The sequence below is a fragment of the Hymenobacter segetis genome (assembly GCF_038448715.1).
GTDB lineage: Bacteria > Bacteroidota > Bacteroidia > Cytophagales > Hymenobacteraceae > Hymenobacter > Hymenobacter segetis.
The window spans coordinates 1-13,778 of record NZ_JBCEVZ010000012.1 but is presented as its reverse complement, the minus strand read 5'-3'; the positions used below and the strand labels follow the sequence as shown (position 1 = coordinate 13,778).

Annotated in this window: 9 protein-coding genes; 6 read left to right on the top strand and 3 right to left on the bottom strand. The window is 62.4% G+C overall.

Annotation, left to right across the window (positions count from 1 at the left end):
- Window positions 1-16 precede the first annotated feature (16 nt).
- The 6 genes from AAFH49_RS07000 (at window position 17) to AAFH49_RS06975 (ending at window position 5,548) form a co-directional block, all read left to right on the top strand.
- A complete protein-coding gene (locus tag AAFH49_RS07000; protein WP_342296880.1) occupies window positions 17-313 on the top strand; it encodes a hypothetical protein in 297 nt (98 codons plus the stop codon).
- Window positions 314-352: 39 nt separating this feature from the next.
- Window positions 353-646, top strand: a complete 294-nt coding sequence (locus AAFH49_RS06995) for a cell division protein ZapA (protein ID WP_342296878.1) — start codon at window positions 353-355, stop codon at window positions 644-646.
- Between the two features lie 147 nt (window positions 647-793).
- Window positions 794-2,464 (top strand): ribonuclease Y, encoded by a 1,671-nt coding sequence (gene rny / locus AAFH49_RS06990; RefSeq protein ID WP_342296876.1) that lies wholly within the window; start codon window positions 794-796, stop codon window positions 2,462-2,464.
- Window positions 2,465-2,564: 100 nt separating this feature from the next.
- On the top strand, window positions 2,565-3,533 hold the full coding sequence (locus AAFH49_RS06985; RefSeq protein ID WP_342296874.1) for an N-acetylmuramoyl-L-alanine amidase: 969 nt from the start codon (window positions 2,565-2,567) through the stop codon (window positions 3,531-3,533).
- A gap of 79 nt (window positions 3,534-3,612) precedes the next feature.
- Window positions 3,613-4,857: a pyridoxal phosphate-dependent aminotransferase gene (locus AAFH49_RS06980; RefSeq protein WP_342296873.1), complete on the top strand. Its 1,245-nt coding sequence runs from the start codon at window positions 3,613-3,615 to the stop codon at window positions 4,855-4,857.
- 19 nt (window positions 4,858-4,876) lie between these two features.
- Window positions 4,877-5,548, top strand: coding sequence for a cytochrome b/b6 domain-containing protein (locus AAFH49_RS06975; RefSeq protein ID WP_342296871.1), 672 nt, complete (start codon window positions 4,877-4,879; stop codon window positions 5,546-5,548).
- 206 nt (window positions 5,549-5,754) lie between these two features.
- Here AAFH49_RS06975 and AAFH49_RS06970 read toward each other — a convergent pair whose 3' ends face one another.
- From AAFH49_RS06970 to AAFH49_RS06960, 3 genes are all read right to left on the bottom strand, one after another.
- Window positions 5,755-8,115, bottom strand: a complete 2,361-nt coding sequence (locus AAFH49_RS06970; protein ID WP_342296869.1) for a M1 family metallopeptidase — start codon at window positions 8,113-8,115, stop codon at window positions 5,755-5,757.
- 235 nt (window positions 8,116-8,350) lie between these two features.
- Window positions 8,351-8,947 (bottom strand): HupE/UreJ family protein, encoded by a 597-nt coding sequence (locus tag AAFH49_RS06965; protein ID WP_342296868.1) that lies wholly within the window; start codon window positions 8,945-8,947, stop codon window positions 8,351-8,353.
- Window positions 8,948-9,094: 147 nt separating this feature from the next.
- Complete coding sequence (locus tag AAFH49_RS06960; RefSeq protein ID WP_342296866.1) at window positions 9,095-13,297, bottom strand: beta strand repeat-containing protein; 4,203 nt, start codon at window positions 13,295-13,297, stop codon at window positions 9,095-9,097.
- Window positions 13,298-13,778 lie beyond the last annotated feature (481 nt).

Here is a 13,778-nt window from a genome sequence, read left to right as displayed (position 1 = left end):
CAAAATTTATTCGCCCGTGGCCTCTTCCCAACAGCTTGCGCAACTCGACCGCCTGGAGCGGCAGATTACCACCTTAGTGGCTGCCTATCAGCAATTGCGTGAGGAGCTGGCCGATGCCAACACCACCGTGCAGCAGCTCCGCGCCGACGTGCGCGAGAAGGACCGCCTGCTGAAGGAGCGCCAAAACCAGGAAAATATCGTTAAACTTGTACACACCATAGCTGGGGAACCCACCCACGCCAACGAACTTAAACTGCGCCTCAACGAATACATCCGCGAACTGGACAAGTGTCTTGCCTATTTGAGAGACTAAACCGAACGACCCTCACCCCCAGAGCCTAACTATCGCCGTATGAGCGAACTAGCCATCAAAATTCGTATTGCTGACCGGGACTATCCCATGCGCGTTGACGTGCAGGATGAGGAACGGCTGCGCCTGGCGGGCCGCCTGCTGGGCGAAAAGCTGCGCGAATTCAAAGAAGGCTATGGCATTCAGGACAAGCAGGACTTGCTGGCCATGGTTGCGTTGGCCACGATGGCCGACCAATTGAAAGTGAGCAAGGAAAAGGATGGCACCGATGCGGCGCTAACCGAACGGCTGGCTCGTTTCGACGAGCTACTATCCGGCGTGGTGCTGGCGGGGTAATACCCCCGACTGGCACGCACACAACTCGTTGGCCCGGCAGGGCGGCGCGGCAATCGGCCGCTTCCGCCCGGCCCGGGCAAAATCGTTCTACCCGGTTATGGTTTTTACCCCACCCCAAAAACCATAATTCATATGTCCCCTTTAATAATGTGTCTGCTCACCGCAGTGGCTGCCCTTGTGGTCGGCTTTGTGGTAGGCAGGCAGCTGGCCGGCAAAGCCCGGCTGGACCACGAGGGCGAGGCTCAGGCCCGCGCTCAACAAATCCTCCGCGATGCGGAGGAGAAAGGCAACCGCCTTCGCGACGAGAAAATTAAGCAGGCCGATGAGCGCCTGGAGCAGTCGAAGAACAAGTTCAAGACGCTGCGCAACGAGTTTGACCAGGAAAGCCGCCGCCTCAAAACTGAGCTGGACAGCGAGCTGACCCAGCGCCGCCAGGGCGTGGTGGAGCAAGAGCAGAGCATCAAAATGCTCACCGAAACCACACAGCGCCAGCTCGAACAGATTCAGAAAAAGGAAGCCGACCTGGAGCGCCAGCGCGAGAAAAATCAGACCGATACCCAGCAGCTACGCGATAAGCTGGAAGCCCAGGCCGAAAAGCGCCGTCTCGACCATGAGGAGGCGATGGCTGAACTGGAAGAAAAGCAGCGCGAAGCCGATGAGCAGCTGCACTCCGTACAGCGCCAGCTCGAAACCATCGCCAACCTGACCGCCGCCGAAGCCCGCGAGCAACTGGTGGAAAGCCTCAAAAATGAGGCTCAAATCCAAGCCAGCTCCTTTGTGAAGGACACCGTGGCCCAGGCCAAGCTGACCGCCACCAAGGATGCCAAGAAAATTGTGTTGGAGACCATTCAGCGCACCGCTTCAGAGCATGCCATCGAGAACTGCGTGTCGATTTTCAACATTGAAAGCGACGACGTGAAGGGCAAAATCATCGGCCGCGAGGGCCGCAACATCCGCGCGCTGGAAGCTGCCACGGGCGTTGAAATCATCGTGGACGACACGCCCGAGGCCATCATCATCTCGGGCTTCGACCCGGTGCGCCGCGAAATTGCCCGCCTCTCGCTGCACTTGCTGGTGAAAGATGGTCGGATTCACCCCGCTCGCGTGGAGGAAATCGTAGCCAAAACCCGCAAGAACATCGAGGAAGAAATCGTTGAAATCGGCGAGAAAACCATTATCGACCTCGGCATTCACGGCCTACACCCGGAACTGATTAAAATGGTGGGCCGGATGCGCTTCCGCTCCAGCTACGGCCAGAACCTGCTGCAACACAGCCGTGAAGTAGCCAACCTCTGCGCCACCATGGCCGCCGAGATGGGCCTCGACGTGAAGAAAGCCAAGCGCGCCGGCCTGCTGCACGACATCGGCAAGGTGAGCACCGAAGAGCCTGAGCTGCCCCACGCCATCCTGGGCATGGAGATGGCCAAGAAGTGGAAAGAGCACCCCGACGTGGTCAACGCCATCGGCGCTCACCACGACGAAATTGAGATGACGGCTATGATTTCGCCGCTGGTGCAGGCCTGCGACGCCATTTCGGGCTCGCGCCCCGGTGCCCGCCGCGAGATGATGGAAAGCTACATCAAGCGCCTGAAGCAGCTGGAAGAAACCGCCAACGGCTTCAAGGGCGTGAACCAGTGCTTTGCCATCCAGGCCGGCCGCGAGCTGCGCGTGATGGTGGACGCCGAGAACGTGACCGACGAACGCGCCGCTGAGCTGAGCTTCGAGATTTCGCAGAAAATCGAGAAGGAAATGCAGTACCCCGGCCAGATTAAAATCACCGTAATTCGGGAGATGCGCTCCGTGGCGTACGCCAAATAGCGCGGGCTGACGTTTTGTTACCGGAAGCCCTTGAAGCAGTTGCTCCAAGGGCTTCTTTTTTGCTGTTGCACTGGCAGCTTTGCCGTTTAACCTGTTTCTGATGAAGGCTTATTTACCTTCCCTTTGCTTCGCGGCAACCTTGGCGTTGAGCGCCTGTGCCGCCTCCAAGAACCCCTACGCCACCACCAACAAGTCGTATAAAGCGCAGGTGAAAGCCTATGCCGAGGCCCTACGCGCCACGCCGGTCATCACGCCGGGGGCCGACAGCCTGCTGGGCAAATACTGGGTGGGCACCACCAATTTCAACCTGCGCAAGCCCAACTACGTCGTCATTCACCACACGGCGCAGGACTCTACGGCGCAGACGCTCAAGACGTTTACCATGGTGAGCACGCAGGTGAGCGCGCATTACGTCATCGGGCGCGACGGCCGGGTGTACCATATGCTGAACGACTACCTGCGGGCCTGGCATGGCGGCGTGGCCAAGTGGGGCAACACCACGGATATCAACTCCTCATCCATCGGCATCGAGCTGGATAACAACGGCATTGAGCCCTTCGCCGAAGCCCAGATTACCAGCCTGATGCATATTCTGGCCGGCCTGAAAAAAGCCTACGGAATTCCCACGGCCAACTTCATTGGCCACGCTGATATTGCTCCCAGCCGCAAGAATGACCCCAGCGCCCTCTTCCCTTGGAAGCGCCTAGCGGATAATGGTTTCGGCCTGTGGTACGATGCCGGCCCACTGCCCAGCCCCTTCGTGGCCGATAGCGCCGCTGCCCTGGCCGGCCGCCTGCTCACTCCTCCCCTGCCGACGGCGGATGATGTGCCGACGGCTTCTATTCAGCCTGTGGATACCAGCCGGGTGGATGCCCAGCTGGCGCGACTGAATAGTCCGATTACGGTGTTCAGTCCGCGTGAGGCGCTGCGGATTATCGGGTACGACACGCGGGATTTGCCGGCGGCCATTCGGGCATTCAAGCTGCATTTTATTCAGCAAAACGTGGGCGCGCCGCTGACCGATGCCGACAACCGGATTCTGTATAATCTGTATAAGAAGTGCTTGTAACTAATTGCGGGCCGTTATATTTAGCCAATTGAGGGGCCGGCGGCTGATGCCGCGCCGGTTGGGGAGTTAACTTTATTATATGCCAGAAGTATCCAAGCGCGGGCAGGCCATGCCCGTTTCGCCGTTTCGCAAGCTGCTGCCTTATGCTGACGCCGCCCGCCAACAGGGCAAAGTAGTTTATCCGCTCAACATTGGCCAGCCCGATGTGCTGACGCCGCCCGAAATGCTGGCCGCCGTGCGCGAGGCCGACATCGCGGTGCTGGGCTACGCCCCCGGCGCAGGCACCGACAGCTACCGCCGCAAGCTGGAAACCTACTACCAGCGCGCCGGAATTCCGGCCCGCTTCAAAGACATTATGGTGACCACGGCAGGCAGCGAGGCCATCCTTTTCGCCATGCTCACCTGCCTGAATCCGGGCGATGAGGTGATTGTAGCCGAGCCGTTTTATGGCACCTACACAGCCTTTGCTATTGCGGCCGGCGTGAGCATCGTGGCCGTGTCGGCGCACATCGAGGACGGCTTCGCGCTGCCGCCGCTGGCCGATTTCGAGGCGGTGATTACGCCGCGCACCCGGGCCATTCTCATCTGCAACCCCAGCAACCCCACCGGCTACGTGTACCGGCGCGACGAGCTGGACGCCCTGCTGGGCCTGTGCAAACAGCACGATTTATACCTGCTGTCGGACGAGGCTTACCGCGAATACTGCTACGACGGCGCCCAGGCCACCAGCGCCTTGAGCCTGGTGGGCGGCGAAAAGCACGTGGTGCTGCTCGACACCATCTCAAAGCGCTACAGTGCCTGCGGGGCGCGGGTGGGCGCGTTGGTCACCCGCAACCCGGATGTGTGGCTGGCGGCCTTCCACTTCGGCCAGATGCGAATATGCCCGCCGGTGCTGGAAATGGTGGCTGCCGAAGCCGCCGCCGAGCTGCCCCCCTCCTATTTCGATGGCACCCGGGCCGAGTACCAGGCCCGGCGCGACCTCACCGTGAATGCGCTACGGGCCATGCCGGGCGTGGTGTGCCCAGTGCCGGGCGGTGCCTTCTACGTGGTGGCCCGCCTGCCGGTGGACGATGCCGAGAAGTTCGGCCAGTGGCTGCTGGAGGATTTTACGCTGGATAATCAGACACTGATGCTGTCGCCAGCCAACGGCTTCTACCATACGCCAGGCCTGGGCCGGCAGGAAGTACGCTTGGCCTACGTCATCAACCAGACCGATTTAGCGGCGGCGCTCCACTGCCTGGCGCACGCGCTACTGGTGTATCCCGGCCGCACCGAACCCGTGCCCGCCGCCGCCGTAGAAGCCGGCATTGTCCTTACTATTTGACCCTTTGCCCACCAGCGCCATGAACGAAGTCATTGCCCCCGCCGTCGAAGTACCCATCAAGGATTACCGGGGCTCCATCCGGTTCTGGCACTGGGCCAATGCGCTGTTGATTAGCCTGCAGTTGATTACCATTCTGTTTCAGAAGGTGATTGTTAATTCCCGGTCGGCGGTGCCGGAGTTTCAGCAGGCCATGAGCAAGGCCAACGTGACGATAACCACGAAGCAGGGCGGCGCTTTTGCGCACATCATCAGCGAGCGAATCTGGGACTGGCACATCTACTTTGGCTGGGCGCTGGTGGCACTGTGGGTAATGCGTCTGGGCTTGCAGCTGACGGGACCTTCCAACTTGCGCTTCTCGGCGCGGCTAATGGAAATCCTGCGCCGCTACCGCCTCGCGCCGCCTGCCGACAAGAGCCAAGCCGGCAAAATTCTGTTTGCCAAAACCACCTACGCGCTGTTTTACCTTTTCCTAACCATCATGGTGGCCACCGGCCTCATCATGATATATGAAGATACCGCCTTCTTCGGCCCCATGCACCATACGGCCGAGGAGATTCACAATGTGACGATGTACCTCATTATCGGCTTCATTCTCATCCATGTGGTGGGTGTGGTCTGGGCTGAGAGCAAGGAGGACCACGGGCTCATTTCGCGCATGGTGGGCGGTGAAGCCCCGAATATCAAGGCGTAAATCGTCTGTCATTGCGAGTGGAGCGCAGCGCAACGCGGCAATCCGTCCTCTCGTGAGCGACCAACCCCGAGATGTGATAAAGCCTTTTTTAACAACAGAAAGCCCCGGCACTTCGCAGTGCCGGGGCTTTCTGGTGAAAGAGAGTGTCTGGTTAGTACAGAACGGATTGCCGCGTTGCGCTGCGCTCCACTCGCAATGACAGACGACTAGTTGCCGCTGCTGCCGGGCTTCTGCTCCAGCTTCTGCATGGGGCTGGCTGCGGTTTTGGACTGCTGCATGGGGTTGGCGGGAGCTTGCGGGCGTTGCTGCTCAAACAGCTCGAAGCGCGAGGCGGCGGGCTGGCGCGGGAAGGCATTGTTGCTCAAATCCGTGTCGGCCGTTTGCTGGAAGGGGTCGATAACGAAGCTGATGACGGGCTTTTTCGTCACGATGACTTTGGTGACCTGGGCGTTGTTTTTGCGCCAGATTTCGGCCGGGATGGTCTGGATTTCCTGGGTGTTGTCGGCGTAGGTCATCTGCACGATTACGGGCATTACCAGGCCGCCCACGTTGCGCAGGCTCAGCTCGTAGAAGTTGCTCTGCGAGTCGTTGAGGCGCTGCTGCTGCTCGGGCGTGAGGCCGTTGAGCATGGCGGTGTAGCGCTGCTGGTCGGCGGGCGTCACGGCCAGGGGGTCGTAGTTGTTGTAGAAATCCTTCAGCTCGGGCTTCTCATCCACCAGCGTTTTGGGGATGTCGGTGGCGTTGCGCTGGGCGGTGATGGACTGCGGCGCGGCGGCTTTCTGCTGCTGGAGGCGGGCGTTTTCCACCTGCGGGTTGCGGGTGCTGGCGTTGTAGGATTTCACCGACTCCAAGGCAATGTCCGTGTGTTCGGTGGTGTAGAACCAGCCGCGCCAGAACCAGTCGAGGTCCACAGCTGAGGCGTCTTCCATGGTGCGGAAGAAATCGGCGGGCGTGGGGTGCTTGTAGGCCCAGCGCTGGGCGTAGGTTTTGAAGGCGTAGTCGAACAGCTCGCGGCCCATGACAGTCTCGCGCAGGATGTTGAGGGCCGTGGCGGGCTTGCCGTAGGCGTTGTTGCCGAATTGCAGAGCCGACTCCGAGTTAATCATAATCGGCGATTGCAGGTTATCAGCCGTGGCCATGTAGGCCGCAATGTTGCGGGGCTCGCCGCGGCGGCTGGGGTAGTTGCGCTCCCACTCCTGCTCGGTGAGGAACTGCACGAAGGAGTTCAGGCCCTCATCCATCCACGTCCACTGCCGCTCGTCGGAGTTGATAATCATGGGGAAGAAGTTGTGGCCCACTTCGTGGATAATCACCGAAATCATCCCGTATTTCACCTGCTGCGAGTAGGTACCGTCCTTCTCAGGCCGGCCGCCGTTGAAGCAGAGCATGGGGTACTCCATGCCGCCCACCGGGCCGTGCACCGAAATGGCTACGGGGTAAGCGTAGGGAATCGTGAATTTCGAGTAGGTTTTGATGGTGTGGGCCACCACCTGCGTCGAATACTGACCCCAGAGCGGGTTGCCCTCCTTGGGGTAGTAGCTCATGCACATCACGGGCTTGCCGTTTTGCTTAATCTGCATGGCATCCCAGATGAATTTGCGCGAGCTGGCCCAGGCGAAGTCGCGCACGTTTTTGGCGGCGAAGGACCAGGTTTTGGTGCCGGTGGCGCGGCTGCTTTCGTTCTTCACGGCCTCGTCCTGGCTCACGATGAGCACGGGCTTGGTGGCCGACTTGGCCTGCTCCCAGCGCTTCTGCTGCGTGCTGGTGAGGACCTGGGCGGCATTTTGCAGCGTGCCGGTGGCGCCCACGATGTGGTCGGCGGGCGCGGTGATGCTCACTTTGTAGTCGCCGAAGGGCAGCGTGAATTCGCCGTTGCCGAGGAACTGCTTGTGCTGCCAGCCCTGGTTATCCGAATACACGGCCATGCGCGGGTAGAACTGGGCCATCTCATAGAGGTAGTTCTTGTCGTCGGCGAAATACTCGAAACCGCTGCGGCCACCCTGCTTGTACTGGTCGGTGATGTTGTAGTGCCACTTCACGCTGAACGATACCGACTGGCGCGGCAGCAGCGGCGCGGGCAGGTCCACGCGCATCATGGTGTTGTTCGTGACGGTGTGCAGCGCGCGCCCATCCTTGCCGGTCACGCTCTCGATTTTGAAGCCGCCATCGAAGTTCGACATCATGCCATCCACCGACTGAAACGACATTTTATCCTGCAGCTGGCCCACTTGGGTAGCGTTGGCGATGGAGTTTTTCTCGAAGATGTTCTGGTCGAGCTGCACCCAGAGGTAGGGCAGCGCATCGGGCGAGAGGTTGGTGTAGGTGATGGTTTCGCGGCCGGTGAGGGCCTGCTTGGCATCATCCAGCGTGACTTTGATGTCGTAGTCGGCGCGCTGCTGCCAGTAGTCGGAGCCGGGCGCGCCGCTGGCGGTGCGGTAGCTATTGGGTGTGGGCAGCATCGTTTCGAGCTGCGCAAATTTGTCGGTGCCGGAGTTGGTGGTCTGGGCAGTGGCAGCCTGCTGGCCGGCCACGGCCAGCACCAGGCCAGCGAATAAAAGACGACGCATGGAAAAAGCGTAAGTGGGAAAATCAGATTAGAAATGGCGACCGGTAAGGTCGCTTAAAGTTACGGCAAGGTTGCGGCAGTGCGGCCGTCGGGGCATGTCGGAGTTTTCCGATGTGCCCCGACGGCCGCCCGGACCCCATGTCGATAAACACCGACAGGCCTCCCGACCCGCCGCCCCCCCTGTCGGTAAACACCGATAGGCCTCTCCACAACGCCTCCCCCCTACCCGGCTGCTTCTACGGCCACAGCTGTTGCGCCAGCAGCACCGTGGCAATGCCCAGGGCCGCGCCGCTGGTGGTCAGCAGCCAGTCGCGGCGGGCCACGCGCAGGCTGCCCAGCAGCACCGCGCCGGCCAGCAGAATGGCGGCTACGATGAGGATTTGGCCCAGCTCCACGCCGATGTTGAACGCCAGCAGCTCCGCTAGTGGCCGACTGTTCGGCCCGAGCAAGGCCCGCAGGTAATTAGAAAAGCCCAGCCCGTGAATCAGCCCAAACCCCAGCGCCAGGGCATTGGGAGCCGCTGCCAGCATTGGCGCGCGTCGGGTGATGAGCCGGCCCGCGCCGCGCAGGTTCCACAGCGCCGTGACCATGATGGTGATGGGAATGAGCGCCTCGATGAGGGCCGGCCGGAAGGCCACCAGGCCCAGCGTGGCCAGCGCCAGCGTGAGCGAGTGCCCCACCGTGAAGCTGGTAACCAGCGCCAGCACGCGCCGCCAGTCATTCAGCACGTAGGGCGCGCACAGGGCCAGCAAAAACGTGAGGTGGTCGGCCGCGCGCGGCGTGCAGATGTGCAGAAAGCCGAGTTGCAGGTAGGTCTGGAAAACGGAAGCCATAACACAAAGCTAGCGGCTTCCCCCCCGAATAAGCGGCTCACCAACCAGCACCGGCACTTCCCGGCGGCCATTATCAGGCACTAAAAAAGGCCCCAACCATGTGGTCGGGGCCTTTTTGGGGTAGCAGAGGCTACTGTCGGGGCAGCGCTATTCCTTCGTCACGCGGCGCGTGTCGAGGCCACCTTCGGTCTTCACCCGCAGGATGTAGATGCCCGAGGACAGCTGCGTCAGGTTGACAGGCTGCGTGGTGGTGCCGTTCGAGGCGGGCACCGTGGCCGTGAAGACCACCTGGCCCAGGGCGTTGAGCACGGTCAGCTCAGCGGGGGCGCGGTAGCCGGTCAGCACCACGTTGAGGTTGCCGTCGTGGTTGGGGTTCGGGTACACGTTCAGCGAAGTGCCGGCCAGCGGCTGGGCCGCCGCCGTTACCACCAGCGAGTTCGAAGCCGCCGACTGGCAGCCCGTGGCCGTGCTGATGAAGCGCACCGTGTAGGTGCCCGGGTTGGTGGTGCCATTGGCCGTATAGGTCTGGGCAGTAGCTCCCGCGATGATGGTGGTGGTCGTCCCGGTGGTTAGGTACCACTGGTAGGTGGTGCCGGCCGGGGCCACGCTGCTGGTGAAGAGCACCGTGCTGGGCGTGGGGTAGGTGTAGTTGAAGGTGGGCGTGGCCGGCAGCGCGTTGATGGTCACCGTGGCGGTGCTCATAGCGGCGGCGCAGCCACCGGCAGCGGCCACCGTGTTGGTCACGGTGTAAGTGCCGGCCGTGGAGGTGGCCGGATTCACCACGCCCGTCGTAGCATTCAGGGTCAGGCCCGTGGTCGAGGAGAACGTGCCAGCCGATGCGCCGGTGCCCAGCGTAGCGGGCAACAGCGTGGCCGAGCCCGCGCAGGCGCTGGCAGTAGCGTAGCTGAAGGCAGCCGTTGGAGCGGCCGTGATGGTTACCGTGGTGGTGGCCGTAGCAGCAGCGCAACCGCTGGCAGCGGCTATCGTGTTGGTCACGGTGTAGGTGCCGGGCGTGGACGAAGCCAGCGTGATAGCGCCGGTGGTGGCGTTAATCGTGAGGCCGGTAGTCGAAGAGAACGTCCCAGCCGTGGCACCCGTGCCCAGGGCAACGGCCGGAGCCGTAGTGCCGCTCACGCAGTAGCTGGTGGTGGTGCCGTAGCTGAACGTAGCAACCGGGGCGGCCGTGATGGTTACCGTGGTGGTAGCCGTGGTGGCGGCGCAACCGCCGGCAGCGGCCACCGTGTTGGTCACGGTGTAGGTGCCGGGCGTGGACGAAGCCAGGGTAATTGCGCCGGTGGAGGCGTTAATCGTCAGGCCCGTGGTCGAGGAGAACGTGCCGGCCGTAGCGCCGGTACCCAGTACAACGGCCGGAGCCGTGGTCCCACTCACGCAGTAGGTCGAAGTAGTGCCGTAGCTAAACGCGGCCACCGGAGCGGCCGTGATGGTCACCGCAGCCGTGGCGGAGCTGCCGCAAGTGCCGGCCACCGTGTAAGTCACAGTGTAGGCACCAGCGGTCGAAGCACTTAGGTTGATAGCGCCGGTAGTGGCATTCAGGCTCAGGCCCGTGGTGGAGCTAAACGTGCCGCCGCTGGTGCCCGTCACCGTCGGCGTGGGGTTGGTGCCGCTGGCGCAGAACGTCGCGCCCGAGTAGGCGAACGTGGCCGTGGTGGCCGGGGTCACCGTCACCGTTACCGGAGCCGAAAACACAGTGCGGTTATCCGAAGTGAGGATAACGGCGCGGAACGTGGTGGTAGCAGTCAGGTTGCTGAAGGCGTAGGTGCTGCCCGTGTTGGTGCCGGCCACATCTACGAAGCCCGAGCCGCTGTCGGCCTGGTATTTCACGATGGTGCCCACGTTGTTGGCCAGCGTGATGGTGCCCGAGTTGGTGCCGCCGCACACCGTCGCCACTGAGGTGGTGAGGGTGCCGCCTTCGGTATTTGCCAGCACGAAGAAGTCGTTGCCAGGCGTCAGGTTCAGGGTCGAAACCAAGCCGGTAGTAGGCACGGTAGCCGCTGCCCCGCCAATGGAAGCATACGCGCCGGCCGCCGTAGGGGCCTGGGCCACCACGGCTGTAGCCGCATTGCCCAGCACGTCATCGGCCCCATAGCTCAGCTGCACCGTGGCCGTAGCCGGCAGGTTGGCCGTGTTCTGGAGGCGCACGTAGCGGGTCGGGTTCAGGCTGCTCAGCCCGCCCGATACCTGGCCCCCCGTTGCACCGCTCACCACCGTGGCCGTGAAGGTCTGGTCGGTGCTGGCCGTGATGCCCGTTACCACTACCGGACGCCAGCCGGCGGCATCGCCCACGGCAAAAGTGCGGGCAACTGCCGTGGCGCTGTTTACCGTGATGCCCAGCGGGCCTTTCACGTACGAAGTAGCCAGGCCCGTGGGGAAAGCCCCCGCGAGCGGTCCAATCACTACCGTATTGGCGGCCGTGGTGGTCAGAATACCAGCCGAAAGCAGCAGCGAGGCGTTCGATACGCCGTTTACCAGCAGGTTGCCACCGGCCAGCACTACGCCCGCCGGGTTGGAAATGGTGACCACATCTACCGTGCGGGTAGCCGGAATCTCAAACCCGGTGGTGCGGGCCGTGGCTTCCGGCGCGTAAATCACCTGCAGCGCGCCGCTGCCAAGGTTGAAGACCGGGGCCGAAGTCAACGAACCGCTGGTGCCGGTGTTGGCCGTCACCCCAATCTGAATAACGAAGAAGATGGCCGTGCCGTCGCCAATAGTCAGGTTGCTGGTGCCGTTGAGGTTGCCGGTGAACATGTTCACCCGGGTCGTCACCACGGGTACACTCAGCGTAACGCCGCCGCCGTTGTTATCGACGGTGATGCTACGAATAACGCTAAACGTGCCGGTGCCGCCCAGCGTCTGGGGCACCGAGCCGGCGAAGTACACCGTGCTGCCGGTGGTAGTGCCCGTCAGGGTGCCGTTGTTGGTGATGGTGGCACCGAGTTGCAGCAATAGCTGGCCGTTCAGGTTCAGCGTGGCACCGGGCGTAACCAGCGCCGTACCGTACACGTTGGTCTGGCCCTGCATCACGGCCGTCTTGGGGTTGGTCGTGTTGTCGACGGTCAGGTTCGGGAACGTGCCGCGCACGCGGAAGTCGAAGTTGGTAGCCGTGGCCGCCGTGCCGATGTTCACGGTGCCGCCGGTGTAGGTATAGGTGCCCGCCACGTAGTAGTCGAGCGGCGTGGTGGCCGTGCTGCGCTGCACCAGGTTGATGGTACCGCCCGAAATGGTGGTGGTGCCGTTCACGCCGAACGAGGGCGTGCCCGACGTGTTGCCCACGGTGCTGATGTTCATGGTGCCACCGCTCAGCGTGAAGGTCATGGCCGCCGCCGCCGTGGCGCTGGTGAAGCTCGTGAACCGGCCCACCGTGTTCAGCGTGCCGCCCTCTTGGGTGTACACCGCGCCGGAGCCGAAGTTGATGGAGTTGCCAATGGAGCTGCCCACGTTGTAGGTGCCCGTCGAAATCCGCAGCGAGCCGTTAACGATGGGCGAGCCCGTCTGGCTGGCCACCGTAAAGTTGGCGTTGTTCAGCCAGAAGCCCCCCGTGGCGGGAATGACGTAGGAAGCCGCGTTGCTGAACACCCGGTTGCTGATGGTGGCCGTGCCCGAGATTTTCAGGGTACCGGTCATGTCATCCACCGTGTTGGTGGTGATGCGCGTGGATAGGAAGCCGGTGCCGGCAGTGGTGCTGCCCTGCACCGACAGCGTCGGCAGGTTCATTTCCACAATATCAGCCCGCACCGATTTGGCCAGCGACACCGTTTGCAAATCGGTGGTACCCGTGCCGGTGAAGGCCGCGTTGCCCGCGCCCGTAAAGCGAAGGTCCGAGCCGATGGTGCTGCTGGCGCTCAGGTCCAGCGTGCCATTATTGGTCACGCTGCCCGCCACCTGCAGCGAGTAGGCCGTGGTGGCCGAAGTCAGCAGCGAGCCCGTGGCTGCCACCGTGAGCGAGGCCGCCGTAGCCGCCACGTCCAGTGTCACCGTAGCGCCGGCCACGATGGTTACGTCATCGGCCGCCGTGGGCACCACGCCGCCCACCCAGGTGGCCGGGGCGCTCCAGTTGCCGCCCGCCGCCGTCGAGCTGATGGCGGACAGCACCTTGTGGGCCGCCACGGGCCGGGATGGCTGCACAGCCACCGGAGCCGCCGCCAGCGGCCGGGCCACTCGCTCAGCCGCCTGCGGCAAGGGAAATGCCCGGTTCTGGGCAGAAGCACCCACCGAGAGGGCTAAGAGGCCCAGAGTGGCCACCACGGGCCGCCAGCTGCGGCTGGCTACTGGCGTGCGGCTCCCCGCGAACGGGGATGGCGACGCACCGGCAAAAGGTAAATTATGCTGCATAAAGCAAAAGGTAAAAGGTGGGAAATAGGTAAAGAAATCAATGAAATAGCCCCGACCGATTAACGCCAAACGTCATCAGCCCAACACAGCAAGCCCGTAATAGCAACAAGGTTGATTTGGCAAATCCAGGCGCAATACGTCCTGATGGATTTTCACGGTTGGCAGATGATGAAGGGGAAAGGGAGCGTAAATATGGGAGCTTTATTTGAGCTTTTGCCGGCGTGGCAATCCCCGTTACTGCCGTTCGGCCGGGTTCGGCCTCCATCGTCCGCTTGCAGGAGTTTCCGGGGAGCTTTCGATAAGTTGGATTCAGAACAAAAAATCCCCGTCAGCGCAATGCTGACGGGGATTTTTGCTGCGCGGCGGTGGCGGGCACGGCGGAAGATTCCGGGCCGGCCGGCCCTAGTTAAACTCGTCCAGATACCCCAGCTCGCGGCGCTTGGCCGCCCGCTCCCTGGGGTCGCGGTACTGGGCATCGAGC